Origin of the sequence: Vreelandella alkaliphila, assembly GCF_016107625.1 — a bacterium.
Classification (GTDB): domain Bacteria; phylum Pseudomonadota; class Gammaproteobacteria; order Pseudomonadales; family Halomonadaceae; genus Vreelandella; species Vreelandella alkaliphila.
The window spans coordinates 672,192-697,661 of sequence record NZ_JABASV010000001.1; the positions used below are offsets into that span (position 1 = coordinate 672,192).

Below are 25,470 nucleotides of genomic sequence, written 5' to 3' on the forward strand. Positions count from 1 at the left end.
AACGAATTAGCTAGACTCACCAGCTCAGGCATCAAACGCCTGAGCTGGCATCATCGACTCAACGTACATCACCAACTCTTCCAGCACTTGGCGCTCGCGATCCGATAGGATCTGCTGGTTATAACGCTCTATCTCTCGCGCAAAGGCTTTCAGCGTAAAGCCCGACAAGGCCGGATCATTGATACGCATCCAGCGAAACGCATCCCACTGCTCGCGCTCTTCGCCCTCCAGCGTGTCTGGATAACTACGCGCACGGTAGCGAAACAACATTTCCTCCAGGCGAGGATCTTGAAAGGCAAAGCGCTGGCCGACTAAATCCCAGGGATCCATTGCCAATGCTCGCTCCATTTGCTGGCGATCAGCCGCAGAGAAAAAGCTGCCGGAATAGAGCATTAAGTCAGGGTCTTGAGGCACATCTTCGTAGGCTGCGTTAAATACCTCAGCTACTTTTTGCGCCACACCGCTAGCCTCTCGCAACGTTTTCCAATGGCCGCGACAGGCATCAATATCAATCGTTAACCGTTCAATGATCGTGCCGTATTCACCTTTATGGGGGCCATCCACATCTTTTAACACCGTCGCTGGAAAGATGACTGGGCAGCGATTAATGTGGATCACTTTCAGCGGTATACGCACTTCCCCCTCGGAAAGGTCCTGCTGGCTTACGAACACACGTTCTCTGATTTGCTCGGCACTCATGGTCAGCAAATCACTAGGATCGACGCTTAAATCGTAAACAATAACGCCATTAGGATTCGTCGGATGCTCGGCCAGTGGCATGACTAATGCACTACAGCCACGGCTGGCAGGGTAACGACGGGAAATATGCAAAAGCGGTTTAGCGCTAGGCAAGTCTAACTGCTTGGCCACTGCACGCTTGCCACGCATGCCCAGTAAATAGTCGAATAATTTTGGGTTTCGGGCTTTTAGCAGACGCGCCAGCGCAATGGTGGCACGTACATCAGCCACCGCATCATGAGCACCTTCATGGGCAATGCCATTGGCCGCCGTTAAGTGCTCAAGTTTGAAGCTAGGCGCACCATCTTCCCGCTGCGGCCACTCAATGCCGTCGGGGCGCAAGGCGTAAAACGCGCGCACCACATCAATCAAGTCCCAACGGGAATTGCCGTTTTGCCATTCGCGGGAATAAGGGTCAAGCAGGTTGCGATAAAACAAGTGGCGGGAGATTTCATCATCAAAGCGAAGGCTGTTATAGCCCACCACGCAAGTGCCTGGCTCACTCATAAAGCCTTGGACCTGGCGGGCAAACTCCCCCTCAGGCAAGCCTTTCCGCTGCGCTTTTTGCGGTGTAATACCGGTAATGAGGCAAGCAGCAGGGTGAGGCAGGTAGTCATCAGCAGGTTTGCAGTAGAGCTCTATCGGCTCACCGATTTCATTAAGCTCGGCGTCAGTGCGTAATGCGGCAAACTGAGCGGGCCGATCGCGACGCGGATCAGCACCAAATGTCTCATAGTCATGCCAGAGAAAACTGGCAGGGGCAGCATTAGGTGGCGCCATTGATGAAATCTCCTTGAGCATAGCTTCCCGCCTACAAGCCAACGAACCACTTGCCGAAGCGGGTACAAAAGCCCAAGCCTAGCATAACCGCAACGCCTCTCGCCGCCCCTCTTAGCGAATAGCCATGCTTAACGACTGGCTATGCTGCTTCCATATGCAAACGTCAACCTTTCGGTAGCGTAACGTTGAGCTCCAACACTGAGCAATTGTCTTCGCTATCAAGTGAAATTTGAATGGCATCATCATCGACCTGTACATAACGACGAATGACTTCCAACAGCTCGCGCTCGAGCAGCGGCATATAATCTGGCTGACCGCGCTGGCCGCGCTGATGCGCCACGATAATTTGCAAACGCTCCTTAGCCACCGAGGCGGATTTCTTGCGCTCACGCTTCAAGAACTCCAGCAATTTCATCGCCGACCACCCCCGAACATACGGTTCAACAATCCCTTACGCTGTACTTCATGAAAGCGCAGAGGCATATCTTCACCTAATAGGCGCGATACAGTATCTGAATACGCCTGACCTGCATCGCTCGCCGCATCGTGAGTAACGGGAACACCCTGGTTCGATGCACGTAATACCGCTTCGGATTCAGGGATTAAGCCAAGCAGATCGATAGACAAGATTTCACGAATATCATCAAGGGTCAGCATGTCCCCAGACGTTACGCGAGAAGGGTTATAGCGCGTAATCAGCAGATGCTCTTTAACAGGGTCTAAGCTTTGTTCAGCGCGCCGCGTCTTGGAACCAAGCAATCCCAAAATGCGATCAGAGTCACGCACTGAGGAAACTTCAGGATTCGTGACAACAATCGCCTCGTCAGCGAAGTACATAGCGAGTTGAGCCCCCCTCTCAATACCTGCGGGGGAGTCACACAAGATAAAATCAAAATCTTGTTTGAGCTGCTCAAGGATTCGCTCTACGCCTTCCTGCGTCAGTGCATCTTTATCACGCGTTTGAGAGGCTGGAAGAATAAACAAGTTTTCAACGCGTTTATCGCGAATCAGCGCTTGGTTAAGCCCTGCTTCCCCTTGGATAACGTTTACCAAGTCATAAACAACGCGGCGCTCACAGCCCATGATTAGGTCGAGGTTACGTAGACCAACATCGAAATCAATGACGACTGTTTTTTTACCGCGCAGGGCAAGTCCTGTTGAAATAGCGGCAGCGCTGGTGGTCTTACCAACCCCCCCTTTACCGGAGGTCACTACAATAATTTTGGCCAAGAGTTACTTCCTTCTTGAAGTCGTTCATCGCGAGCGCGTTTAAAGGATCGCACTGCGCATAACGGGAACATCAATGTCAACAACATGACATACTGTAACGTATAGCGCTTGCGACGTCGCTAGGCATTAAGCACCAACACACGCTCATGCGTTTGAATTAACCCAGCGGCTTAATTTCCAGCTGCTCTTTAGCGAAATGCACCTCTGCAGCACGGCCAAGCAACTGTGAATCAATATCTTCTAACCGTTTGTAATTGCCTGCCACAGAAAGAAGCTCTGCTTCCAATTCTCGACAGTAAATACCCGCCTGGGTATTGCCATGAATACCCGCCAAGGCACGTCCGCGAAGCGCTCCGTAGACGTGGATACTACCAGCCGCCAGGACTTCAGCGCCCGCATTTACTGCCCCAATCACCACTAGATCGCCTTCTGATGCGCTTACCTGCTGGCCAGAGCGCACCGTACCGCGAAATAAGCGTGTTGCTACCGCAACCACTTCCTGGTCGGCAGCTTCCACCTCATCTATGGCGTCATCAGGGGTAGCAGTAGTATCAACGCTCTCTAATAGCCTAGACCGCCCTTCTTCAACAGGGGCAAACCAGCCTAGCCCTAATGCCCAGGCAGATTGACGTACTGGCTCAGCTCCGCCACGTACGGCGACCGGCAGTAATTTATGATCGCGACATACCGCGCAAATGCGCTCAAGCGCCAAGTGAGGTTCATCGAGTTTTTCCACGCTCAGCACAACCGGTGTATGCTGAAAGAACGCGGGGGATTGCGACAACTTGCCAGCTAGCTGACTTCGTATATGTTCCGGGTCAGCACTGCTCAATTCCATGACGGTCATTGGCAGCATGCCACCTTTAAAGGTGAAGGCAATGTCGGCACTATTGGCGTTGAGGCTCATGGCCGAACTCCATGTCATGTTCAGGTAAGATAAAGGTAGCGCAATCTCGCGCTGGGTGTTGTGAAGAAGTATTAATCATCACAGCGCCTACAGCAAAGCTAAGCGACAGCGCCGATGACTGCAACTATCTGTCATCGGTAGTTGATTTTTTTTCACGCTACGCACCTCTCTGCAGGATGATCCATGCACGGACTGTTAAGACGCCTGTTCGCTCCTCGGTGGCAGCACCCTGATCCCGAGGTGCGTCTCAAGGCACTCGACCAGCTTGACCCTCAACAACCAGAACAGCAACAAGCGCTAAAGCAATTAGCACAGGATAAAGAGAGTAACATCCAGCTTGCTGCTCTACTGGCCCTTGATGACTTAGCGGAGCTTGTCAATGCGCTTCCAGAGCATCGTCAAGACGAAGCTTGGTTTAACGCGGCTTGCCAGCGCTTATGTGGCTCACAGGGCCACACCGACCTGCAAAAACGGCAGGCTATTGTGGCAGAGCTATCGGAGCCTCGGTTGCTCAACGCCATTGCACTTCAGGGAGACAACCTTAATCTGCGGCTCGCTGCGTTAGAGCAATTAACCGTTGAAAGCGACTTCGTCCACCAAGCCTGCCATAACGGCGTGGCAGCGGTGCGCCATCAAGCGGCTCAACGAATTGAAAGTGAAGAGAGCCTCAAAAAGCTATTAAAAGAAGCGCGTCGTGACCGCCAGGTCATTCGTCTGGCGCGAGAAAAGCTCACCCAACTGCGCAATGATGCTGAGTGGCTAGCGGATCAACAAGCCCAGCGTGAGCATCTGCTTAAACAGTTAGAACAGCACGCCAGGGCTCCCTGGGAGCCGCTGTATGGTGGTCGCTTCCGTCATTTGGAGCGTGAGTGGCAAAGCCTTTCCCACCCGCCCAGCGTGACGCAAGAGCAGCGTTTTCATCAGGCAGCGCTTAGCTGCCGAAAAACACTGCATCATCATGAAACGCAAGAACAAGCGCGTCAGCAGAGCATTGCTCATCGCGAAGAGATTGAACGAACTCGCGATCAACTGCTTGAAGGCATTGAAGAAACGTTAGAGGGCCTGGCACATGCAGAGCAGCTAACAGTTCAGGATATCGATAGCCTACGGGCTCAACGCCAACTACTCGGCCAGCGTTGGCAATCCCTGTCAGATCAACACCCGCCTGGCGAGAGCGTTCAACAACGCTATAGCCAAGCACTGAAACGCTATGAAGTATGCATGGAAGCATGGCAGCGCTGGCAAGCCATCAGCACAGATATAGAAACAGCCATTGCCAACCAAGATAACGTGGCCATTGCCAAGTACGTTAAGCAGTGCGCTTGGCCTAAACACATAACGCCTCCAGAGCTACTCAAGCATGCACAAGCGTTAAAAGATGCTGACGTTTCTACCAAACCCACTCCTACCGCGTCACTTAACGCGCTTAGTGCCGACGTGGATAACTTTGAACACTTGTTAGAGCGTGGTGCCTTTAAAAGTGCCAGCCGCCTCTATCAACGCCTCAAGCCCTCCATCGACGAACTGACAGGGGAAGACGCCAAGCCGCTAAAAGCACGCGTGAAACAGCTAGGCGCACGGTTAGCAGAACTACGTGATTGGCGCGGTTTTGTGGCCGGCCCTAAACGCGAGCAACTCTGCGCTAGCATCGAAGCGCTGGCTGACGATCAACACATGGCAGACGTTGCTCTTGATCGCCATCATCGCCAGTTGGTAAAAGAGTGGAAATCGCTCGGCGATGCCGCTGCTAATCGCGAACAGTCGGCACGCTTTCGCGCGGCCTCTGATCGCATTCACGAGCGTTTGACTCCCTGGCGAGAACAGCTTAATCAAGAGCGTGATGCCAACCTAAAAGGCCGTGAAGCACTCTGCGAACAACTTGAAACGTTGCTTGATCAGCCAGCAGAGGATGCCGACCCCGATGTATTGCGCGAGATCCGTGACAAAGCCCGCCACCAGTGGCGTCACTACTCTCCGGTTCCTCGAGACCAATCAGAAACCGTTGGCCGTCGTTTTGGAGCTATCCGTCATCGCCTCCAGGCGCTTATTGACCAGCGAGCAGAGCAGATCGCTAGTCAAAAGCGCATGCTTATCGAACAAGCGAAAAGCTTACAGGATGACCACGAATCACCCTTAGCCGCCCGCATAGCGAGCACAAAGCAGCTACAGCAGCAGTGGCGCGCGCTGGGTCGTGCTCCAAAAGGCGAAGAGCAAGCCCTATGGAAAGCCTTTCGTCATACCTGCGATCAGCTCTTTGCTCAGCGTGACGCCCACAAGCATGAACAGGCAGCTCGCCAACAACAGAAGCTCGATCAGTTGCAAACATTAATTGACGAAATGGATAGCTGGCAGCCGACGCAAGCCGAAGAATCTGCCGCCCTTGCGTCTTATCTAGAAAGCATTAGCCAGCTTGAGCCGTTGCCACGTAATCGACGAAGTGACGGCATGCAGAAACGCCTTAGCGGCATTGTAAGGGCTAAACGTGAGCGCTTAAGCCGCCTGGAAATTGCTCATACAGTGCAGCAATGGCACAGCGCCTTACCGCTGGTAAATGCGCATATCGCCGCAGACCAACAAGCACTAGCCGGCGAAGAGCCACAAGCAGTTGATGCGAAAGAGGTATTGAGTGACGGGCTGCCTGCTATTTTTATGAAGGCTCACCAGCAGCGCAATCATGCGCGGCTCACCACTTCCACTCCCCTCTCAGCCGAAAAACTTGCTGAACTAGAAGATGGACTGGCTCGCCTGAGAGTGCATTTGTCTTTGCTAGCGTTAGGTAGCGTCAAGCAGCGTGATGAACCTCTCCGCCTGGCGATTCAAGTAGAACGGCTAAATGAAGGGATCAATAACGAACGTAGCCGACCAGATGAGATTATCGGCATATTAGCAGCACTTATGGCGCTTGGCCCCATGCCTAACCAATTGTGGCGCAAGGAAGCAGAAGAGTTTGACAATCTTTTTAGTCGCCTAGCGCGAGTGCCTCACCCTTAAGCCCTTTATATAAGTACGTTACACAAGTACTTCTCCCCCCCAACACTAGCAACGGGAGGCGAATAGCCTCCCGTTTACGCTTTTCCGTGATTGAATAAATCTGCTTATCGCGTTGGGCGATTAGCCCATAAACTGACCGCCGTTAATATCAATATTGGCGCCAGTAATAAAGCCTGACTCTTTATCTGCTAAGAACGTTACCAAGCGACCGATCTCCTCTGGTGTACCGTAACGCTTCACTGGAATGGTTTCACGAATGGCTTCACGCACCTGCTCGGGAATTTTCATGATCATATCGGTGGCAATGTAGCCAGGCGACACGGTATTCACCGTAATGCCTTTGGTTGCCGTTTCTTGTGCCAGCGACATGGTCAACCCATGCATACCTGCTTTGGCAGCCGCATAGTTCACTTGCCCGAATTGACCTTTACGGCCATTGATAGAAGAAATATTGATGATGCGACCGTAGCCCTGCTCCAGCATCATTTCAATAACGCTGCGGCACGTGTTGAAGACGCTATTAAGGTTGGTATCGATCACTTGATACCACTGCTCATAGGACATCTTCTTCATGGTGCCATCGCGAGTAATGCCAGCGCAGTTAACTAACACGCTGATAGGCCCATATTTTTCTTGGATTTCGCGAGCACCTTCTAGGCAGGCATTGTGGTCGGAAAGATCAACACCCGATAACGCGATGTTGTTGTAACCAGCGGTTTGCTGGGTTTCCAGCCAGGTTTTGGCTTTCTCAGGATTGTGATATCCCGCGACTACCAAATAACCCGCATCCGCCAATGAGTGGCAAATTGACGTTCCGATTCCACCAGTTCCACCTGTTACCCAGGCGACGGGGGCTTGATTGGTCATTGACTACCTCCCTGATATGACAAACGGCTTGGACGCTAAGCATTATGGTGATGTCGCAAGCCATTCTTAATAAGCGCCGTAGCGCTTCAGTATTCACAGCACGTCGTATTGTTAGTTGGACGACATACTGACAGTAAGCTTTTTGTTATCCCTATTGGAAGCATAGCTTTACTCTTCCAATGTTGCAGCACGATGAAGGTCGTGCCTAACAATATAAGCGTTTTATGCAGGGGGTTGACTTCGCGCTAAAAATGCGTAGAATACGCCACACGTTGATGCGGGGTGGAGCAGTCTGGTAGCTCGTCGGGCTCATAACCCGAAGGTCATCGGTTCAAATCCGGTCCCCGCTACCAATATTTTGAAAGGCAGATCAGTTACTTAATGATCTGCCTTTTTTGTTGCCTGTCATTCCAAAAAGCTCTGTGCCCAAATTGTGCCCACACCGTGCCTATTTTTAAAAATGCCTATCGGTAGGTGAAAAAGGCGGCGACCTTCAGGCACCGAACTTTATTTAGCATCTCCTTCTTTTTCTTTACTACCGAGTTAAGGCGCAGGTTCTGGACTGGACTCCTTGATGTGAGTCACTAGCTGTTCGATCTCACAATCAAAGTAGTAGCAAAGCCTATCTAGATTATCTGTCACTGTGCTGTGGCCTGGGTGATTGATAATTTTCGATAACGTCATCCGGTTGATGCCCGTTTCTTTCGCTATCTCCCCGATCGTAATTCTGCGCCGCTCGGCAAATTCCTTCTCTGCAATCAACTCTTTTAAGTGATACCGAATCATCGTCTTCTCTATTATTGATCATAAAAATTATCAAAAAGTGCTTGAAATAATCATTTGATTGTATATATTTACAATTGAGCGATTAAAAATATTATCAAATGATCACCACATGAGGAGATAATCTCATGGACTGCACTTTTCTGACAACGGAAGAACTCGCCTCACGTATCAAATACGATGCGCGCACTATCCGCCAGCAACTCAAAGACAGCGTGCTCATTGAAGGCACCCATTACATCCGTCCCTTTGGGCGTCGGAAAATTCTGTATATCTGGGAGGCTATCCAAGAAGAAATGCTGCAAGCGACACCTCGTCAACAACGAGTCGCCATACCGATGGCTAACGGGGGTATCTGCCATGGGTAAGGTTCGCGTTCGCCAAGAAAGTAAAAAGCTTTTTATCGACTTCCGCTACGACGGCCAGCGATTTCGTGAACAGACCCTGCTAGACGATAATGCAAAAAATCGTAAACAGCTGGAACAGCTTTTACAGCGCATGGAAGCAAAAATGCTGCTAGGGGAATTCAATTATGCAGAGTTTTTTCCCAACAGCAGCAATTTACAAAAACTGAAAGCCCATCAGCCCTCGCCTGCAAAAGAGTCTCAATATGCTGAGGTTTTAGACACACCACTCTTCAACGACTTTGCTGAGCAGTGGCTTGAAGAGAGTAAAGTTCAATGGCGTGCTTCCCACATGCGCAATGTGCGCTCGATCTTGGATAGCTCGCTGAAGCCCGCATTCGGTAAAAAGCCCATTGGTGATATCATCAAGGCCGACATCATGGGGTTTCGCGCCAAGCTGGCCAAGCGCAAAGGGCGTGGCACCACGGGGCTCGTATCGCCAAAGACCATCAACAGCCATATGACCATTCTTCGCATGGTGCTGGATGAAGCTGCCGAGCGATTCGATTTCGAGACGCCCTACAAAAATATCAAACCCTTAAAGCTACAGAAGACGCACATCGAGCCCTTCTCGCTCCATGAAGTCCACCGCATCATCGATAACGTGCGTCCCGACTATCGCAACTACTATACGGTGCGCTTTTTTACCGGTATGCGTACCGGTGAGATAGATGGATTGAAGTGGAAAAATGTCGATTTCGCTAAACGAGAAATCTTGGTGCGCGAGACGTTGATAAATGGCGAAACGGAATACACCAAGACCGATGGCTCCCAGCGTGAAATCCCCATGTTTGGACAGGTATATGACGCCTTAAAAACGCAGTACGCCGCGACTGGGCATATGAGCCAGTACGTGTTCTGCAATCAACTGGGACAGCCGCTTGATCACAACAACGTGACGAAACGCGTGTGGTATCCCCTACTACGGTCACTGGGTATGACCAAACGCCGCCCGTATCAAACACGCCATACTGCCGCGACGCTGTTTCTAGCCTCGGGTGAGAATCCAGAGTGGGTAGCGCGCATGTTAGGCCACAGTTCAACCGAGATGCTGTTTAAGGTCTATTCGCGCTATGTGCCTAATGCCACGCGTATGGACGGCTCTGCTTTCGAGCGTTTATTAGGCAATGCAACGTCCACCAAGCCCGAGAAGGAGCACCGCCATGAAACTGCCTAATCAACAAGCTACAGCACACCTGTCTCGCACTTTTACGGGCACTTATCGCCTTACGGGGCGCGTGGTAGAGTTCGACAATGCAAAAACGCCTTTTCTAAAGCTTCGGCTAAGCGACTGCGAAGGTGATCGTATCGCAATGCTGAATTTAGCAAAGACACACGTTCCTGAGCGCATTGGCCATTTGGATTTTGTTACTGCATCAGGAGTAAAGTGCTTATCAGGCCAATTCCTTCTTGATGAGTTTCGCAAGGCGACCCGTGAGGAAGTCCACTCACTGGATACGCTACAATCGCTACCACGTGTGTACGCCCCCGCACCAGCGGTGTTCGATCAATTAGTGAAGACCGTACAGTCTCTGCAATCGGAGCACTTACGCAGTTTTTTAACACGAGTATTGGAACGTAAGGACCGTATCGAGGCGTTTCTGAATGCACCCGCCAGCGTGACCTACCACCACGCCTATGCAGGTGGGTTGCTAGCACACTCACTGGACGTTGCTAACAATGCCGTGGCGATGCTGCGCTTAAATGAGCCTTCCATGTCACGCTTAATGCAGGAAACGTGTTTTGTGGCAGGATTGCTACACGATATTGGTAAGACGTATACCTACGACTCGAAAGGCAAGCCTAACGCAGCGTGGAAGCTCTGTAGCCACGATGCGTTTACACTTGAAGCGTGTGCATACGGTCTTGCCTACTTAGACCAGCATGAGCCTGATATTGCGATGACCTTGCGCCATATCTGGACATGTGCCTCCCCGGGTGCACGCTACGGCCAGCCAGCCGCCATGACACTTGCTCGTTACATTCGTGATGCAGATGGGCAAAGCGCCATGACAGATAACCAACAACGTGCGTTTCGTAGCAAAAGCCAGTGGGGCTTTAGCCGGATTGGACAAAATATTTTTTGGCAGCCTCAACTACCTGCCGCAGTATCTCATTGATGCAGTCTTCTATTTTTCGAACTGAACCCTCAGCTTTTAGTGTGGCGGTTCTATCAAAGCAAGAAGAAAATTTTATGACCATGCCAAGTGAACGCACGCGTTCGGTTATCCAGACCCGAGTATTCTTGATCGAGCTAAGCCATAACAATGGCCTTTCAGAAACTATCCGCAGACAAGCAAAGCAGCTATTTAAGAACATTAAAGTGTAGCGCTACTAAATCGGGAGAATTCAACAACGAGCTTTTCGCAGTCAATCTAACAAAGGCTTCGGTCGGATTGGTCAGAATCTCTTTTGACGGCCTGGAACTCCCTGCACTGCAGCCACTCTAGCCACCCGCACGACATATGACACCGCCAAACGCTAGCTTGGCGGTGTTGTTAGTTAATTCGCCATTCAATAAAACGCATCCTCTTCAATTCTAGCGCCTTACAATCGACGGCAACCTATCTAACGCAAAATACAAAATCTATTTTAATTCAATAAGTTATAGCTATATAGGCAATCTTCATCTGAAACTGCCACACCTAGGCGCAGCCGTTCCATTATCAACAAGATGCATTAACATAAATATTTAATTACTATACCACTCGCAACAGCAGAACCGATAGCACCTGCCACATTTAGGCCCATAATATGCATCAGTAGGAAGTTATGCAGGTTCGGCTCTAAGCCAGCCTTATTAGCCACTCGCGCGGCCATCGGCACTGCAGAAACATCCTCGGCGCCAATCAGCGGATTAATCGGCATTTTGCTGGCTATGATTCATTAGTTTAGCCATCAATAAGCCTGCGTCCGCGCCAATAATAAACTCCACAATACCTAGATCCAAGATACCCCGCGTTGCAAATGCCAGAAAGCTCTCTGCCATCAGCTTGGAGCCAACCGATAGTCCCAAGATAATCGCCACGATATTGATCAGATCATTTTGTGCTGTATCAGATAGGCGCTCTACCACGCCACAGGTTACTAAAGCAGAACATGCCCAGCAGCAGTTTCAGCAGTTTCAGCAGTTTCAGCAGTTTCAGCAGTTTCAGCAGTTTCAGCAGTTTCAGCAGTTTCAGCAGTTTCAGCAGTTTCAGCAGTATACTAACGGCCAAATGAACGGTTTAAAGGCATCAACCACTTACCTTACCCCAAGCAAATTCAATTACTAATTGATGCCACCAATACGGATTGGAGTTGTGTAGTACCCGCTATTTCGGCGCGCGGCTAAAGCGCTCCCTAGGACGCCAAAAGCTAGACGCTAACTACAAGCCTTAGGCTTTCCGGGGCGGTTCAGTGGCAAAACTTCCCTCAGCACTCTATGGGATTCTTTATTATTTGAAACGGGTGAGTAATTAAAATGCCCCAGACAATGTCCGGGGCATTTTACTCATCAGTCTAAAGGAATGTAGATGGAGTTTTCGTCCGGTCTTCTGATGCACCCTTTTTATGCAGTGGAACGTCATGAGAAGAGCAGCGGCGAGAGCGTGATTCAGAAGTCTGATTCACTTGGGAAGTACTTCTGATAAATCTCGTCGTAAGTACCATCCGCCCTCAGTTCCGACAGTGCGGCATTAAACTGCTCGGCGAGCCCCCCATCGCGCTGACGGAAGGCAATCCCGAAACCCTCACCGAAGTACTCTTCAGGTTCGTTGACCAGCTCACCTACCACTCGATATCCCTCGCTACCGTCGAGCAGGGTAGCCACGCCGGCCGGATGATCCAGGAAGATGAGTTCAACGCGGCCCGTTTTCATGTCCATGATCATGTCGGACGTGGTCGAGTAGCGGCTGACCTCGGCCACGTCGCTGAAGGTGTCGGTCACGTAGCTGTCCTGCAGGGTCCCGCGTTGCACACCAATGGCCTTGCCGGCCAGCGTCTCTGGATTGATTTTCTCTACGTCGAGATTTGCGGCCCCGAACCAGGCGGAATAGGGCTTGATGTAGGAGGCGGAGAACAACACTGTCTCGCGGCGCGCATCGTTGATGGTCATAGAGGACATGATGGCGTCGTATTTACGGGACAGAAGGCCCGGGATGATACCGCTCCACTCCTGCACCACCCACTCGCACTCACGGGAGATACGCTCACACAGAGCGTTGCCCAGGTCAATATCGAATCCGGTCAACTCGCCACTGGGCAGGCGGTACTCCATGGGCGCGGTGGGCACGTCGACGCCGATGCGTAGCGGATCCTCGGCGCTGGCAGTCGCGGAGAGGCCGATAAGGGCGGCGGCGGTCAGAGAAGAGAAAGTCTTGTTCATGTTGTGGATCTCCTATGGTTTCTGCGGAATGGCATTGCCGAATGCCATGATCTTACGGCGTTGCTTGCGGACGCCTCTGAGCTGCGGATTGAAGCGAGCCTCCAGACGACGGAGTACGTAGAGCAGGGTCAGGGTGATGACCAAGTAGATCAGGGCGGCAAAGATGAACGCCTCAAAGGGAGCATAGAAGCGTGAGTAAACGAACTGGGCCGCCCCAGTGATATCCATCAGCGTCACTGTGCTGGCGATTGCGCTGGCGTGGAGGGTTAGTATCACTTCGTTGCCATAAGCGGGCAGCGCCCGACGGAAGGCGCTGGGGAAGACGATGCGCCTATATATCAGTGACCGACTCATGCCACAGGCCTTAGCCGCCTCGAGTTCGCCACGAGGAGTGTTGACGATGGCGCCATGGAAAATCTCGGTAGTGTAGGCCACGGTGTTGAGAGTGAAAGCCAACAACGCCGGCAGGAACGGCTCCTTGACCAGCGGCCAGAGCCAGCTTTCCTGGACGTCGTCAATGAACACAACGCCGTAGTAGATCAAGTAGAGCTGAACCAGTAGCGGAGTGCCGCGAAACACGTAGGTGAAGGCCTGCACAGGACGCCTGAGCCAGCCATAGTGGGAACCACGGGCCAGGGAGAGCGGCAACGAGATCACGAAACCCATCAGCAGCGACAGTGAGACCAGAGAGAGAGTCGTCTCGATGCCCTGCCAGTAGACGGCAAGCGTATCGGGGGTGAAAATCGCGCGCTCGGCCAACCAGGCAGTAAGCGGCTCCAGTAGCGTATCGATCATGACCTACCCCTTGTAAAACCGGCGTTGTATTTCCGGGTCAGGCGCTTGATCACCCACTCCGAAAGGCTGGTCAACAGCAGATAGATGACAGCTACGAACAGCATAAAGGTGAAGGGCTCGAGGGTAGTTTTGGAGGCTTGGGTAGCGACGCGAACCATGTCCGACAGACCGATCACCGAGACCAGCGCGGTGGTCTTGAGCAGCACCAGCCAGTTGTTCGAGAGACCAGGGAGGGCGTGGCGCATCATTAGCGGGAAGCGGATGCGCCGGAATATCAGCGCCCGACTCATGCCGCAGGCAGTTGCCGCCTCGACTTGGCCCTTGTCGACGGCCTGGATAGCGCCGCGGAAGGTCTCGCCCATGTAGGCACCGAAGATCAGGCCAATGGTCAGCACGCCGGCGATGAAGGCGTCGATATTGATAAACAGGTCGAGCCCAAAGCGTGCATAGAGCCAGTCGGAGACGTCATTCATCAGCACCTGGCCGCCGAAGAAGAATAGCATCATCAGCACCAAGTCTGGAACGCCTCGGATCAGCGTGGTGTAGAGCGTCGCCAGCAGATGAGGCAGGCGACGCTTCGACAGCTTGGCGCTAGCGGTGACAAGTCCGAGCAGCACGGCGATGATCAGCGAAAGCGCGGCTAATTCGACGGTCACAAGAGCACCTTCGATTAGGCGCATGCCGTAGCCATGAAGATTCAGCATGGGAGGTCTCCTTCAGCGGGTCGACAGGAACTGGCGCAGGCGGTTGGAACGCGGAGTGTCCAGCACCTGCTGCGGGGGACCCTCTTCTTCCACCTCGCCTTGGTTCAGGTACATAATCCGGGTCGAGACATCCCGGGCGAAGTCCATCTCGTGGGTCACTAGCACCATGGTGCGCCCCTCCTCGGCAAGCCGACGCATCACCGCCAGCACGTCACCAACCAGCTCGGGGTCGAGGGCCGAGGTGGGCTCGTCGAACAACATCACGTCGGGGTTCATGGCCAGTGCCCGAGCAATGGCTCCGCGCTGCTGCTGGCCGCCGGAGAGCTGCGAGGGATAGTGGTCAGCGCGCTCCTCCAGGCCGACCTTGGCTAGCAGGCAGCGGGCCTCGTTGATGGCTTCAGCCCGCGAGTAGCCCTGCACATGTATCGGCGCCTCGATGATGTTCTCCAACAGCGTCATGTGGGACCACAGATTGAAGTTCTGGAACACCATGGCGACTCGCGAGCGCATCCACTGCACCCTCTTCTCGTCCTGGGGCACCCGGCCGTGGCGGGTTGTTGTGAAGTGGACCGGCTGGCCATGGATCTCGAGCTCGCCGCCATCGGGCTGCTCGAGCAGGTTGAGGCAGCGCAGGAAGGTGCTCTTACCGGAGCCGGACGAGCCGATCAGAGTGATCACGTCGCCGCGACGAGCCGTTAGGGAAATTCCTTTGAGCACATGGGTGTCACCGAAGCGCTTCTTGATACCTTCGACCCTGAGCAGTACCTCGGCAGGCTCAGAACTCACTGGGGAGGGGCGCGACTCGCTCGGTTGTAAAGTTGTCATTGTTGTCATGAGGATCACCGTGTTATTGGCAGTACATGTCGAAGCTCGCTTCGAGCAGAGTCAGGAAGGCCTCGATGTCGCCGGCCTGGATGGCCAGTGGCGGCTTGATCTTGAGCACGTTGTCGTCGGGACCGTCGGTGGAGAGCAGTACCCCGTTGAGGCGCAGGTAATGACAGATGCGCTTGGCGGTGGCGCTGTCGGGCGCAAGGCTCGGGCCCTCGATGATCTCGATGCCGAGGAAGAGTCCGCGCCCGCGTACCTGGCCGACCCTGGGGAAGCGCTCAGCCAGAGCCTCGAGGCGGCCTTTGAGTGAGTCACCGAGGGTCCTGGCATGGTGTTGCAAGTCTCGGGACTCGATTTCGTCAAGCACCGCCAGGGCGATGGCGCAAGACACTGGGTTGCCGGAAAAAGTGTTGAAGTATTCCATGCCGGTACGGAAGGCCTCGGCCACCGCCCGAGTAGTGACCACCGCAGCAATGGGGTGGCCGTTGCCGATGGGCTTGCCTAGGGTGACGATGTCCGGGGTGACGTCATACTGCTCGAAAGCCCAGAAACTGCTGCCGGCGCGGCCAAAGCCGACCTGGACCTCGTCGGCGATGTACAGGGTGCCATGTGCCTGCAAGTGACGTGTCACTCCCTCGAGGTAAGTTTCAGGCCAGATCCACTGGCCGCCGACGCCAGCGAAGCTCTCGACATAGAATGCTGCTGGCTGCTCGCGAGCCTGAGAAAGGGTCTCGAGGGCCTCTGCCAGATATAGCTCGTCGGCCCCCTTGCCACGATGCCGTCCGCGATAGGTGTCGGGGAAAGGCAGCTTGATTACGTGCTCTGGGGTACCCTGGCCGCCCGGTCCGTCGTGTTTGTAGGGGCTAATGTCGATCAGGCTCGAGAGGTGTCCGTGGTAGGCATGTTCCAGCACGGCCAAATCGTGACGTCCTGTGTAGTTGCGTGCCAAACGCATTGCCAAGTCGTTGGCCTCGCTGCCGGAGTTGACCAGGAAGACCACCTCCAGATGGCCCGGCAGGGTAGCCAGCAAACGTTCGGAGTAGTGCACGATGGTGTCGTGAAGATATCGGGTGTTGGTGTTCAGCTCGGCCATCTGCCGGGAGCCAGCCGCCGCCACGCGCGGGTTGGCGTGCCCCACATGGCAAACGTTGTTGACCAGATCTAGGTAGCGTCTGCCGTCCTCCGCGACCAGATAGGCCATGTCCCCGCGTACGATCTTTAGTGGATGCTGATAGGCATGGCTCAGAGTGGGGGAAAGCAACTGACGACGAGCGTGGAGCAGCGTAGCGACGCCGTTGCGAGCGCCGTAGACGTTGCCACGGCCGAGTGCCAGGGCCGGATCGATGTAGACCGCAGCGACCGCTTGCCACTCCTCAGCATCCAGGCTCGTGCACATTCGTAGCCCACCGATATCACTCTCCCCCCACAGGCAAGCCAGGGTGATGGTCTGGCCCGCAGCAAGGGACAGAGAAAAGCCGTCCAGGCTCAGTTCGGCCCGCGGCAGAGGCGCGCTCGGATCGGCACTACGCAGGATCAGGCTGAGGCGTCCTAGACGGCGATCCTGCAGACCGATCACCAGACGATCGTCACGCTGATCGACGCGGATGACGCGAATCTTGTTGCGCAGCACCAAGTCGCGCTGAGCGATGAAGGTCTCGCCGGTGGCGATCCGCTCTTCGACACCGCCCATCGGAACGCCAAAGGTTCGCGACGGGTTCAGAGCGGTGTAGCGATCGTCGCCCAACACGTCCAGCACTCCCCGCTTCGCCAGCCACTCCCTGCGCTCGTTCAGGGGGGCTAGCGTCGAGACGGGATGGCACAGGGCGATCAGCTCCTCGGCAATCAGCTCTGGGCTGAGCGTGGTAAAGTAGCGCCATTGACGCAGGATCTGCACTTGGGATATGGCGATATAGGGCGCGTCTTGGCCGGCGGCGGCGGCCTTCAGATAGTTCATTCGACTCAGCAGTATGCGCAGCAGGATAAGCCGCGGCAGGCATTCGAGTTCCCCCCTGGAGAGCGGCCGAATGCTGTGATAGCCCAGAGTCAGCTGCTTGAGCGCTTCCAGTCGGTTGGGACTGCGGTCGGTCAGGTAGACCGCGGCGACGGCGAGTTCGATGACAGTGAAGGCGTGGCAGACATCGCCGAAATCGATCAAGCCACTGGGATGCTCCGATGTCGGCGAGTCTAGGAATAGGTTGTAGTCGTTGGCGTCGTTATGAATTAGCTGAATGGAGAGCTCATGCTCCCTGGCGCGTACGAAATCGACGCATGCGGCCATCTGCTCGCGCATCTCGTGTTGCAGTCCTCCAATCTCGGGACGCTCCGCGAGAGTACGATACGCGGTCAAATCCCAATCGTGGAAGGGCTCCACGGGCCAGCCCATAGCGCTCGGTTCGAGTTCGGCCAAGGCCAGATCGAGATGGCCGAGCCCTTCGCCAGTGGCATACAGCTGGGCTTCACTGGGAGGCAGGCCCTCGGCCCAGAGGGTGCCATCCAGATAGCTCAGTAGGCGCAGCTGCCAGTTCTCCCCATCCAGCCTGAGCGTCACGCTCGCTTGGCCATCTCGGCTGCGCCGATGGCGCGGCAGCTTGAGCCCACCCAGGGGCTGGTCTTCCAGGGCCGTCATCAAGGCCACCTCAGCTTGGATGGTTGGGGCCCGGCTGAGTTTGGCCAAGTAACGGCTGCCATCGTCCAAGATCAGGCGGAAGTTCTGGTCGGTGTAGCCATCGAGGCGTTCGAGGGCTCCCGCGAGGCCAAAGTGCTCGGCAAGTGCCTCTACGACACACTGTTCGATGGTTTCGGACATGATCATCGTTTCTGACATGAAGTCATCCTCAGGCGTGGTGGGTGTGACCACTCTGTTGAGAAGAGGTGGGCTGGGGCCGGATATTGGCGTTGCGCAACATGTTGAGTCCCAGTACGGCGCAGGCGATGGCCAGCAGCAGGTTGATCAGGGAGAAGAAGGTAAAGGGCGCGTAGATCAACGTCGGGACCCCTAGAGTGGCGGTCAGGAAAGCGCCGCAGGTGGTCCAGGGAATCAACGGAGACACCACGGTAGAGGCATCTTCCAGCGCACGCGACAGGTTCTCGGGTGCGAGCCCCAACTCCTCGTACTTCTCCTTGAACATGCGCCCCGGCAGGATATTGCCCATGTACTGGCTGCCGGTGAGCATCAGCGTCGTCAAGCAGGCCAGGTGGGTTGACAGCACCAGCCCCCCCGGGGTCTTCGCACGCCGAGTCATGGTCTCGACTAGGCGCCTGAGGAATCCTGCGCTGGCCATGATGCCGCCGAAGGACATCGCCGCGACGACCAGCCACAGCATGTAGAGCATTCCGAACATGCCACCCTTGCTCAGAATGCGGTCAAAATGGGCATCGCCGGTGGTGGAGACATAACCCGTGGAGATGGCGCGCACAACACCCTCGATGACTGGGAACAGGGTGTTGTCAGATGTCGCGGCCAGGCGTAGGGCGTTGTCCGTCTGCCACAGCATCGCGGCCAGCGCGCCGATTAGTAGCCCGATGAACAACGTCGGTATGGCATCGACTTTTCGGTAGGCGAGCACCAAAACCACCAGTAAGGGAGCGATCAAAAGCGGGCTGATCACGAAGTTCGCTTCGAGCATGATGCGCAGCTCGGTGATTCTGGACAGGTTGTCACTGGCATCGGTGGTCTGCAGGCCAATGAGCCAGTACAGCGCCAGACTCGCGGCGAGGCTGAGAAACACCGTGCGTGACATCGCCTTAATATGGCTAAACAGCTCTCCTCCGGAGACCGCCGCCGACAGGTTGGTAGTGTCCGATAGCGGCGAGAGCTTGTCGCCGAAATAGGATCCCGAGATGATGGCTCCGGCGGTGACGGCGGTGGAAAAGCCCACCGATTCGGCGATGGTAATCAGCGCGAGGCCTATGGTACCGGCGGTGGTCAGACTGCTGCCAATGCTAACGGCGATGATGGCGCAAATCAGACAGGCACTGAAGTAGAAGGCGTCACCGGAGACCAGGAAAGAGCCATAGTAGATCATGCTCGGCACGATTCCGGACAGGATCCATACGCCAATCAGCCCGCCGACCAGCAAGATGATGACGATGGCGTTCATGGACACATTGATGCCTTCGAAAATGCCGGCCTTGAGCGTCGCGAATCGCTCGCCACGGGCCAGAGAAAGTCCTGCCGCCAGGGCGGCTGAGAAGATCAGGGCAAGCTGCACGGGCCCGCCGAGAGACTCGCCCTGGAACATATAGATCATCAGGCTGATGGACGCGATAGCGACCACTAGTGGTGTCAGGGCCATTGCCAGCGGAGGGGCAGTACGGTCGTCAGTAGAAGACGCGGTCATGAGAGTCTCCATTATCGTTGTTGTTCTGGCATCGGGAATGCCGGAGTGTGAATGGAACAGTGGCGTCGGGAGGCGCCGCCTAGGTTGCAATCGCTACGATGCGTCGAGGGTCGGGACACAGGCTGCGCCAGATGGCAACCTCGGATGGGAAGGCTGCACCAGGGTAATCGCCTTCGAAGTTCAGCATGTCTAGGATCACCTGGAAGTGCAGGTGGGGTACCCAGCCGCCATTCTCGGTGGGGGAACCAAGTCGGCAGAAGGCGTCACCTTGAGCGACATGGTCGCCTCGGGAAAGCCGTTTCAAGCTCTGGCGTGACAGATGCCCGTAAAGGGTGAAGAAGGGAGTGTCATCCTCCATAGTATGCTCCAGGATGATGGTGGCGCCGTAGTCAAGTCGCTTGGCGTTGTAGGCCAGGCTATGCACTTTGCCATCGAAAGGGGCATGTACCGGCGTTTCGGCGTGCTCGAAGACATCGATGCCGAGATGAACGCTGCGCGCTTCATCACCGCGGAAGAACTGGGGTTCGCGGTAGAACGCCCGATCCTCCAGGTAGCGGCCAAGGGCGACGCGAGAGTCGCCCATGGCGTCAAACAGCAAGCGTGTATTGTATTCAGGGTCGGTGCGGCCGCCGAGGGCGAAGCGCTGCTCGCTGGCAAATTCGATGACCTCGTGCGTCTTGTGGGCAAGGCTCGTGAGCAGAGCGACCGGGCTCTGATTGCGGTTGGCCCATCGCTGGAAGCGCTCTTCCCTGGGGCACGGGCTGAGCCCTAATTGATGGCGCAGCCCATACAGTGCAAGAGCAGGATGAACTACGCCATAGCGTGACATCAGGGCAATCCTCAACGCCTTGGGCAGACAATCGAGGACCGCGGGATCTTCAAGGGCCTCGGGGGCAAGTTCGGTCGCCAGCGCTGCATCTTGCCAGCGCAGGCAGAGGGATCGAAGGTTATCGTGAGTCGGCATGCTTCTCTCTCTTTGACGAGGGCACCCCCTCCCGGGGCACCCGATAATTACGTGGGTATCAGTCGAACTTGATGCCCTGGGCTAAGGGCAGCTCGCGAGAGTAGTTCACCGTGTTAGTCTGGCGACGCATGTAGCTCTTCCAAACGTCGGAGCCGGATTCGCGTCCCCCGCCGGTCTCCTTCTCGCCGCCGAAGGCGCCACCGATTTCAGCGCCGCTGGGGCCAATATTGACGTTGGCGATGCCACAGTCGCTGCCGACAACCGAGACGAAGGCCTCGGCCTCGCGAACGTCGGTGGTGAAGACGCAGGAAGACAGCCCCTGAGGCACGTCATTCTGCAAGGCTAGGGCCTCGCTGAAATCACGGTAGCTAATCACGTAGAGGATCGGGGCAAAGGTCTCATGCTTGACCAGCTCGTCCTGCTGTTCGACCTCGACGATGGCTGGCGCCACGTAGTAGCCCTTGGGGTACTCGTCGGCCAGTCGACGTTCGCCGCCAAACACGCTGGCGCCCTGCTCACGCGCCTTGCCGAGCACCGATTGCATTTGCTCAAACGCCTGGGCATCGATCAGCGGGCCGACCAGACTGTCCCCCATCGGGTCGCCGATGGTCACGCCGACATAGGCCTTCTTAACCCGCTCGACGACTTCGTCGCGAATGGATTCGTGGACGATCAGGCGGCGCAGGGTGGTGCACCGCTGGCCAGCGGTGCCTACCGCAGAGAACAGGATGGCCCGCACGGCCATCTCCAGGTCGGCACTGGGAGCCAGAATCATAGCGTTGTTGCCGCCGAGCTCTAGGATGCTGCGGCCGAAGCGCGCGGCCACGCGCGGGGCGACTTCACGGCCCATGCGAGTGCTGCCAGTGGCGCTGATCAACGGCACGCGGGGATCGTCGGCTAAGCGCTCGCCGGCATCGCGATCGCCGACCACCACTTGGCTGAGGTGCTGGGGCGCCTCGTCGCCGAACTCTGCCATGGCACGCTCAAGCAACGCCTGGCAGGCCAGGGCAGATAGCGGGGTCTTTTCCGACGGCTTCCAAATCAGGCTGTTGCCGCAGACCAGAGCCAGGGCGGCGTTCCAGGCCCAGGGTGCTACAGGAAAATTGAAAGCGGTGATCAAGCCAACTGGACCGAGGGGGTGCCAGCTCTCGCGCATGTGGTGGCCGGGGCGTTCAGAGGCGATAGTTAGGCCAAAGAGTTGTCGCGACTGACCCACGGCTAAGTCGCAGATATCGATCATTTCCTGCACCTCACCGAGGCCTTCCTGGTAGATTTTGCCGCACTCTAAGGTGACTAGGGCAGCGAGATCCTCCTTGTGGAGACGCAGCTGCTCGCCGAACAGACGGACCAGCTCGCCGCGGCGCGGCGCTGGCACCTGGCGCCACTGAGTGAATGCCGCTTCCGCACGGGCGATGCTGGCGTCCATCGCATCGGCACCCTGCATTCTTACGCGGCCGATTTCGGCACCATCGGTGGGGCTAGTCACCGGGTAATCACCTTGAAGGTACTGCTCTACACGTACTCCCAGGCGCTGCATGATGGCGTCGTTCATTCTTTCTCCTACTGGTCGCGATATTAAGTGGGTACACACTCAGTATCATCAGGGTTGTGAAAAATGCTCAAGCGACGAATATTCGGGAGTTCATTCTGTTTTTTCTTCATCTACCAGGATCTGCGTAGTATCAGTGCTGAAGCCACATCACGACTTCCTCAATGCTAAAGTCGTGCTTGCTTTAGCCAGAGATATTTGAACAACATCTTGAGAGTATGCTTGGTCACTAAAGCGATATTTGTCAGATGAACATTCCAATAATTCATGCTTTATGAGGCTGTTATGAGTCGTGCCCACCTTCCCACCCTGACCGCGATGCAGTGCTTTGAGGTGTCTGCCCGGCACCTAAGTTTCACCCGCGCGGCGGATGAGCTGAACCTGACTCAAAGCGCCGTCAGCAAGCAGGTAGCCCAGCTGGAGTTAGTGCTTCAACACCCCCTGTTCCGCCGTGTGCGCAAGCGCCTGCAGATTACTCCTGAGGGCTCACTCTATCTAACCGAAGTGCGCAAGATACTCGCCCAGGTGGAGATGTCGACTCGCTACATGCAGTCCTACGGGGGTGAGAATGAGGTTCTTAACGTCACTACCCTGCCAACCTTTGGAGCCCGCTGGCTGATTCCCAGGCTCAACGGCTTTCGCTTTCGCTATCCCAACATCTATCTGAACATCGGCAACCGAGTGGTGCCTTTCGACCTTGAAGACGAGCGCATCGACGTGGCTTTCTTCTTCGGCCACGGGGCATGGCCTAAGGCGGAGTGCATCAAGCTGATTGATGAAAAAATGGTGCCAGTGTGCTCGCCGGCCATACTGCCACCTGGCGGTGTCGACGATCCACTGTCGCTGACTCGGCTGGTGTTGATGCAGAGTGCGACCCGGCCTGAAGCTTGGCATGACTGGTTCCAGGCTCAGGGGTGCTATACCGAGCACAGCTATCACGGGCCACGGTTCGATACCTTTTATATGGCTCTGCGCGCGGCGCGGTCAGGCTGTGGCGTTGCGCTGGTGCCAAAATTCCTGGCCCAGGAGGAACTGACGGCTGGCCATCTGGTGGTGCCTTGGCCCTTCGCTCTGGCGAGCCGAGATGCCTACTACCTAGCATATCCCGAGCACAAGGGGGAGATGGCCAAGCTCAAGGGCTTCATCAACTGGATCCTCGAGCACCGGGACATCATGCGGTGCGGTATAGCCGAGCAAGTGGGGAGCAAAGTGCCACACCTTGACTAGTTCGCCCAGATATTTGGGATAGATCAGGTAGTAAGCATTGAGGCTGCGCAGCATCGGCCAGAGTAGCCTACTCCAGCTCGGGATCAGCGCCAGTTCACAGCCAGTCATAATGGTACGAATCAGCGTTCTGAAGGTTGCGAAACAGGAGTCTTGGTGGCTCCGAAGTCACCCCCAGATTGAGTAGCGCTACACTTTAGAGTCCGATCCTACGTAAGGAGATTGGACATGAAGAAGCGTTTCAGCGAAGAACAGATCATTGGCTTCCTGGGCGAAACCGAAGCGGGACTGCCCATTAAGGACCTATGCGTCGGCACGGTTTCTCTGAAGCCAGTTACTATCCATGGCGCAGCAAGTTTGGCAGCATGAGCGTGCCCGATGCCAAGCGACTCAAAGAACTCGAAGCCGAAAAGGGACGCTTGAAAAAGCTGCTTGCTGAGTCGCTACTGGAGATGGAGGTCACTCACGAGGCGCTGAGAAAAAAGTGGTGAGTACCCCGGCACGCCGAGACCTGGTGCGTTTTATGGTGTCACGTGGTCTGAGTGAGCGCCGAGCGCTCCGTGTTACTCGTATGAGTGCCAGTGCGTTTCGTTATCAACCGGCCCCTGACCGCAATGAGACATTGCGTGAACGCATGGTTGCCTTGGCACACCGGCATCGTCGCTACGGCGCTGGCATGATCTACTTGAAGCTGCGTCAAGCCGATGAACAGGTCAATCATAACCGCGTCGAACGCCTCTACGCGGCGGCTCGGCTGCAAGTAAAACGGCGCAAGCGTAAGAAGGTTACCACGTCTGAACGAAAGCCCCTTGGCCGCCCTGGTACCGCCAATCAGGTCTGGTCAATGGATTTTGTGTTTGAAAGGGAGAGTGATAAAGAACCTCACCATTGTCGACGACGCCACCCATGAATCAGTGGCTATTGTGCCTGAATGTGCCATTGGCGGGCTGTCGTTAACACGGATTCTGAATCATCTGGCTATACAACGTGGCCTACCTAGCGCCATTCGTACGGATAACGGACTACCTACGAAACCCGCTCAATATGCAAACAAAACCTCACTTCGTGCTCGACATCGGAACACTTACTCACTGCTCAGGCTCATACGTCGCAACCAGATCTAAAGGGTGCTCACCGTAGTGTACAAGGGTCCAAATAGCCCAACAGGACTTAACAAAGCATTTTGGAACGGTTGTGAGCGTTGAGCATTATCTACAGGGTCACTGGGTGCCCTAACGGCACAGATTTACGTCTCACAACCAAACTCATAATAGCCTCGATAATCACTACCTGTCTTTATTAAAGCATGTGCGACGCGGGCTAATTTAACGGCCACTGCCACACGGGCTTTCCGCTTGATATCAGGATCATGGGGCGTTGCCCGAATATAGCGCTCGTATTTCTGTCGAAATGTATTTTCCCGCTGTCTAATGGCGACCGTGGCTGCCAGCCAGAAGGCGTACCGTAAACGTGCGTTGCCCCTTTTCGATAAGCGGTAATACCCTAGCTGCTTATCACTTTGGCTTCCCGATAAATTGAAGCCGCAAAAGCTAAGGTATTGGCGGTAATGGCAAAAACGCTTCAGATCACCACTTTCAGCAATAATAACTAGGGCGATGATGGGGTCAATACCAGGCAATGTCCGAAGTCGCTGATAATCATCGCGGTGAGATATCAACCGGTCAACCGCATCTTCGATTTGCTGTCGTTGCTCGGTTAACTTTAGATAACGACCAATCTGCAATTTGAAGGTGGCAATTGCGGGGCTATTAAGCGGTACGGGTAACTCTATCGACTGCCCCGCCACTTCATAAATCTCTTCTAAAAAGCGCTGCTTGGCCACCTTTCTCCCCACTACCACCCAAGCACGCCGCACGAAGGTCGTTTTTTTATAGCGCGTGATACTTAGTGGAGTAGGGAACTTCAACAAGAAGCGGCAAAACCATGAATCGCCCCGGATATTTTAGACACCCGTTAGGCTCTTAAAGTAACGCCTTTCA

At 55.1% G+C, this 25,470-nt stretch carries 20 protein-coding genes, 1 tRNA gene and 3 pseudogenes; 8 read left to right on the top strand and 16 right to left on the bottom strand.

Annotation, left to right across the window (positions count from 1 at the left end; genetic code table 11):
* Positions 1–24 precede the first annotated feature (24 nt).
* The 4 genes from sbcB to minC form a co-directional block, all read right to left on the bottom strand.
* Positions 25–1,518 carry an exodeoxyribonuclease I gene (gene sbcB, locus JFC11_RS03045; RefSeq protein ID WP_095602807.1) on the bottom strand — a complete coding sequence of 498 codons (1,494 nt, stop codon included), beginning with the start codon at positions 1,516–1,518 and terminating at the stop codon, positions 25–27.
* A gap of 163 nt (positions 1,519–1,681) precedes the next feature.
* Positions 1,682–1,933: a cell division topological specificity factor MinE gene (gene minE, locus JFC11_RS03050; protein ID WP_038480946.1), complete on the bottom strand. Its 252-nt coding sequence runs from the start codon at positions 1,931–1,933 to the stop codon at positions 1,682–1,684.
* The gene (minD, locus tag JFC11_RS03055; RefSeq protein WP_009724070.1) at positions 1,930–2,748 is read right to left on the bottom strand and encodes a septum site-determining protein MinD; all 819 of its coding nucleotides are present in this window, start codon (positions 2,746–2,748) and stop codon (positions 1,930–1,932) included. Before minD ends, minE begins: the two co-directional genes overlap by 4 nt.
* A 157-nt stretch (positions 2,749–2,905) precedes the next feature.
* Positions 2,906–3,655, bottom strand: coding sequence for a septum site-determining protein MinC (gene minC / locus JFC11_RS03060; RefSeq protein ID WP_038480943.1), 750 nt, complete (start codon positions 3,653–3,655; stop codon positions 2,906–2,908).
* A gap of 183 nt (positions 3,656–3,838) precedes the next feature.
* On the opposite strand from minC, the gene JFC11_RS03065 reads away from it, so the two are divergent.
* Entirely contained in the window at positions 3,839–6,646 is a 2,808-nt protein-coding gene (locus JFC11_RS03065; protein WP_198348687.1) for a DUF349 domain-containing protein, read from the top strand.
* Positions 6,647–6,766: 120 nt separating this feature from the next.
* Here JFC11_RS03065 and phbB read toward each other — a convergent pair whose 3' ends face one another.
* Positions 6,767–7,513, bottom strand: coding sequence for an acetoacetyl-CoA reductase (gene phbB, locus JFC11_RS03070; protein WP_120385833.1), 747 nt, complete (start codon positions 7,511–7,513; stop codon positions 6,767–6,769).
* 276 nt (positions 7,514–7,789) lie between these two features.
* Between phbB and JFC11_RS03075 the strand changes: the two genes are divergently transcribed.
* Positions 7,790–7,866, top strand: a tRNA-Met gene (locus JFC11_RS03075).
* A gap of 190 nt (positions 7,867–8,056) precedes the next feature.
* On the opposite strand, the gene JFC11_RS03080 is transcribed toward JFC11_RS03075, so the two are convergent.
* Positions 8,057–8,299, bottom strand: a complete 243-nt coding sequence (locus tag JFC11_RS03080; RefSeq protein WP_172118552.1) for a helix-turn-helix domain-containing protein — start codon at positions 8,297–8,299, stop codon at positions 8,057–8,059.
* A gap of 125 nt (positions 8,300–8,424) precedes the next feature.
* On the opposite strand from JFC11_RS03080, the gene JFC11_RS03085 reads away from it, so the two are divergent.
* The 4 genes from JFC11_RS03085 to JFC11_RS19170 all read left to right on the top strand — a co-directional run bounded on the left by JFC11_RS03085 (position 8,425) and on the right by JFC11_RS19170 (position 11,029).
* Positions 8,425–8,664, top strand: a complete 240-nt coding sequence (locus tag JFC11_RS03085) for a hypothetical protein (RefSeq protein ID WP_172118553.1) — start codon at positions 8,425–8,427, stop codon at positions 8,662–8,664.
* Complete coding sequence (locus JFC11_RS03090) at positions 8,657–9,877, top strand: site-specific integrase (protein ID WP_198348688.1); 1,221 nt, start codon at positions 8,657–8,659, stop codon at positions 9,875–9,877. Before JFC11_RS03085 ends, JFC11_RS03090 begins: the two co-directional genes overlap by 8 nt.
* A complete protein-coding gene (locus JFC11_RS03095) occupies positions 9,864–10,820 on the top strand; it encodes a TraI domain-containing protein (RefSeq protein WP_172118555.1) in 957 nt (318 codons plus the stop codon). The genes JFC11_RS03090 and JFC11_RS03095 overlap by 14 nt, the downstream gene beginning before the upstream one ends.
* Positions 10,821–10,900: 80 nt before the next feature.
* Positions 10,901–11,029: a BPSL0761 family protein gene (locus JFC11_RS19170; RefSeq protein WP_422822555.1), complete on the top strand. Its 129-nt coding sequence runs from the start codon at positions 10,901–10,903 to the stop codon at positions 11,027–11,029.
* Positions 11,030–11,379: 350 nt separating this feature from the next.
* On the opposite strand, the pseudogene JFC11_RS03100 reads toward JFC11_RS19170, so the two are convergent.
* From JFC11_RS03100 to amaB, 9 genes and pseudogenes are all read right to left on the bottom strand, one after another.
* Positions 11,380–11,837, bottom strand: a pseudogene (locus JFC11_RS03100) (sodium ion-translocating decarboxylase subunit beta); the annotation flags it as partial.
* A 458-nt stretch (positions 11,838–12,295) separates the two neighbouring features.
* Positions 12,296–13,066, bottom strand: a complete 771-nt coding sequence (locus JFC11_RS03105) for a transporter substrate-binding domain-containing protein (protein WP_198348689.1) — start codon at positions 13,064–13,066, stop codon at positions 12,296–12,298.
* 12 nt (positions 13,067–13,078) lie between these two features.
* Positions 13,079–13,861 (bottom strand): ABC transporter permease, encoded by a 783-nt coding sequence (locus tag JFC11_RS03110; protein WP_198348690.1) that lies wholly within the window; start codon positions 13,859–13,861, stop codon positions 13,079–13,081.
* Positions 13,858–14,565 (bottom strand): ABC transporter permease, encoded by a 708-nt coding sequence (locus JFC11_RS03115; protein WP_198348691.1) that lies wholly within the window; start codon positions 14,563–14,565, stop codon positions 13,858–13,860. Before JFC11_RS03115 ends, JFC11_RS03110 begins: the two co-directional genes overlap by 4 nt.
* Positions 14,566–14,577: 12 nt before the next feature.
* A complete protein-coding gene (locus tag JFC11_RS03120) occupies positions 14,578–15,390 on the bottom strand; it encodes an ABC transporter ATP-binding protein (RefSeq protein ID WP_269769424.1) in 813 nt (270 codons plus the stop codon).
* A 22-nt stretch (positions 15,391–15,412) separates the two neighbouring features.
* The gene (locus JFC11_RS03125) at positions 15,413–18,217 is read right to left on the bottom strand and encodes an aminotransferase class III-fold pyridoxal phosphate-dependent enzyme (RefSeq protein ID WP_198348692.1); all 2,805 of its coding nucleotides are present in this window, start codon (positions 18,215–18,217) and stop codon (positions 15,413–15,415) included.
* 10 nt (positions 18,218–18,227) lie between these two features.
* Positions 18,228–19,733: a Na+/H+ antiporter NhaC family protein gene (locus JFC11_RS03130; RefSeq protein ID WP_198348693.1), complete on the bottom strand. Its 1,506-nt coding sequence runs from the start codon at positions 19,731–19,733 to the stop codon at positions 18,228–18,230.
* 79 nt (positions 19,734–19,812) lie between these two features.
* Positions 19,813–20,697 carry a peptidoglycan DD-metalloendopeptidase family protein gene (locus tag JFC11_RS03135; RefSeq protein WP_198348694.1) on the bottom strand — a complete coding sequence of 295 codons (885 nt, stop codon included), beginning with the start codon at positions 20,695–20,697 and terminating at the stop codon, positions 19,813–19,815.
* A gap of 58 nt (positions 20,698–20,755) precedes the next feature.
* Positions 20,756–22,249 carry an L-piperidine-6-carboxylate dehydrogenase gene (gene amaB / locus JFC11_RS03140; RefSeq protein ID WP_198348695.1) on the bottom strand — a complete coding sequence of 498 codons (1,494 nt, stop codon included), beginning with the start codon at positions 22,247–22,249 and terminating at the stop codon, positions 20,756–20,758.
* Between the two features lie 282 nt (positions 22,250–22,531).
* Here amaB and JFC11_RS03145 point away from each other — a divergent pair, with 282 nt between their 5' ends.
* Entirely contained in the window at positions 22,532–23,473 is a 942-nt protein-coding gene (locus tag JFC11_RS03145) for a LysR substrate-binding domain-containing protein (protein ID WP_198348696.1), read from the top strand.
* 225 nt (positions 23,474–23,698) lie between these two features.
* A pseudogene (locus JFC11_RS03150) lies at positions 23,699–24,492 on the top strand (transposase); the annotation flags it as partial.
* 224 nt (positions 24,493–24,716) lie between these two features.
* Here JFC11_RS03150 and JFC11_RS03155 read toward each other — a convergent pair.
* Positions 24,717–25,415, bottom strand: a pseudogene (locus JFC11_RS03155) (transposase); the annotation flags it as partial.
* Between the last annotated feature and the right edge of the window lie 55 nt (positions 25,416–25,470).

What these genes read in the sequence shown, in the direction of transcription:
- JFC11_RS03095 (WP_172118555.1), top strand. Translation starts at nt 9,864, where the DNA reads ATGAAACTGCCTAATCAACAAGCTACAGCACACCTGTCTCGCACTTTT.
- JFC11_RS03120 (WP_269769424.1), bottom strand. Translation starts at nt 15,390, where the DNA reads ATGACAACTTTACAACCGAGCGAGTCGCGCCCCTCCCCAGTGAGTTCT.
- JFC11_RS03125 (WP_198348692.1), bottom strand. Translation starts at nt 18,217, where the DNA reads ATGTCAGAAACGATGATCATGTCCGAAACCATCGAACAGTGTGTCGTA.
- JFC11_RS03090 (WP_198348688.1), top strand. Translation starts at nt 8,657, where the DNA reads ATGGGTAAGGTTCGCGTTCGCCAAGAAAGTAAAAAGCTTTTTATCGAC.
- JFC11_RS03085 (WP_172118553.1), top strand. Translation starts at nt 8,425, where the DNA reads ATGGACTGCACTTTTCTGACAACGGAAGAACTCGCCTCACGTATCAAA.
- JFC11_RS03105 (WP_198348689.1), bottom strand. Translation starts at nt 13,066, where the DNA reads ATGAACAAGACTTTCTCTTCTCTGACCGCCGCCGCCCTTATCGGCCTC.
- JFC11_RS19170 (WP_422822555.1), top strand. Translation starts at nt 10,901, where the DNA reads ATGCCAAGTGAACGCACGCGTTCGGTTATCCAGACCCGAGTATTCTTG.
- sbcB (WP_095602807.1), bottom strand. Translation starts at nt 1,518, where the DNA reads ATGGCGCCACCTAATGCTGCCCCTGCCAGTTTTCTCTGGCATGACTAT.
- JFC11_RS03110 (WP_198348690.1), bottom strand. Translation starts at nt 13,861, where the DNA reads ATGATCGATACGCTACTGGAGCCGCTTACTGCCTGGTTGGCCGAGCGC.
- amaB (WP_198348695.1), bottom strand. Translation starts at nt 22,249, where the DNA reads ATGAACGACGCCATCATGCAGCGCCTGGGAGTACGTGTAGAGCAGTAC.
- phbB (WP_120385833.1), bottom strand. Translation starts at nt 7,513, where the DNA reads ATGACCAATCAAGCCCCCGTCGCCTGGGTAACAGGTGGAACTGGTGGA.
- minE (WP_038480946.1), bottom strand. Translation starts at nt 1,933, where the DNA reads ATGAAATTGCTGGAGTTCTTGAAGCGTGAGCGCAAGAAATCCGCCTCG.
- JFC11_RS03080 (WP_172118552.1), bottom strand. Translation starts at nt 8,299, where the DNA reads ATGATTCGGTATCACTTAAAAGAGTTGATTGCAGAGAAGGAATTTGCC.
- JFC11_RS03130 (WP_198348693.1), bottom strand. Translation starts at nt 19,733, where the DNA reads ATGACCGCGTCTTCTACTGACGACCGTACTGCCCCTCCGCTGGCAATG.
- JFC11_RS03065 (WP_198348687.1), top strand. Translation starts at nt 3,839, where the DNA reads ATGCACGGACTGTTAAGACGCCTGTTCGCTCCTCGGTGGCAGCACCCT.
- JFC11_RS03135 (WP_198348694.1), bottom strand. Translation starts at nt 20,697, where the DNA reads ATGCCGACTCACGATAACCTTCGATCCCTCTGCCTGCGCTGGCAAGAT.
- minC (WP_038480943.1), bottom strand. Translation starts at nt 3,655, where the DNA reads ATGAGCCTCAACGCCAATAGTGCCGACATTGCCTTCACCTTTAAAGGT.
- JFC11_RS03145 (WP_198348696.1), top strand. Translation starts at nt 22,532, where the DNA reads ATGAGTCGTGCCCACCTTCCCACCCTGACCGCGATGCAGTGCTTTGAG.
- JFC11_RS03115 (WP_198348691.1), bottom strand. Translation starts at nt 14,565, where the DNA reads ATGCTGAATCTTCATGGCTACGGCATGCGCCTAATCGAAGGTGCTCTT.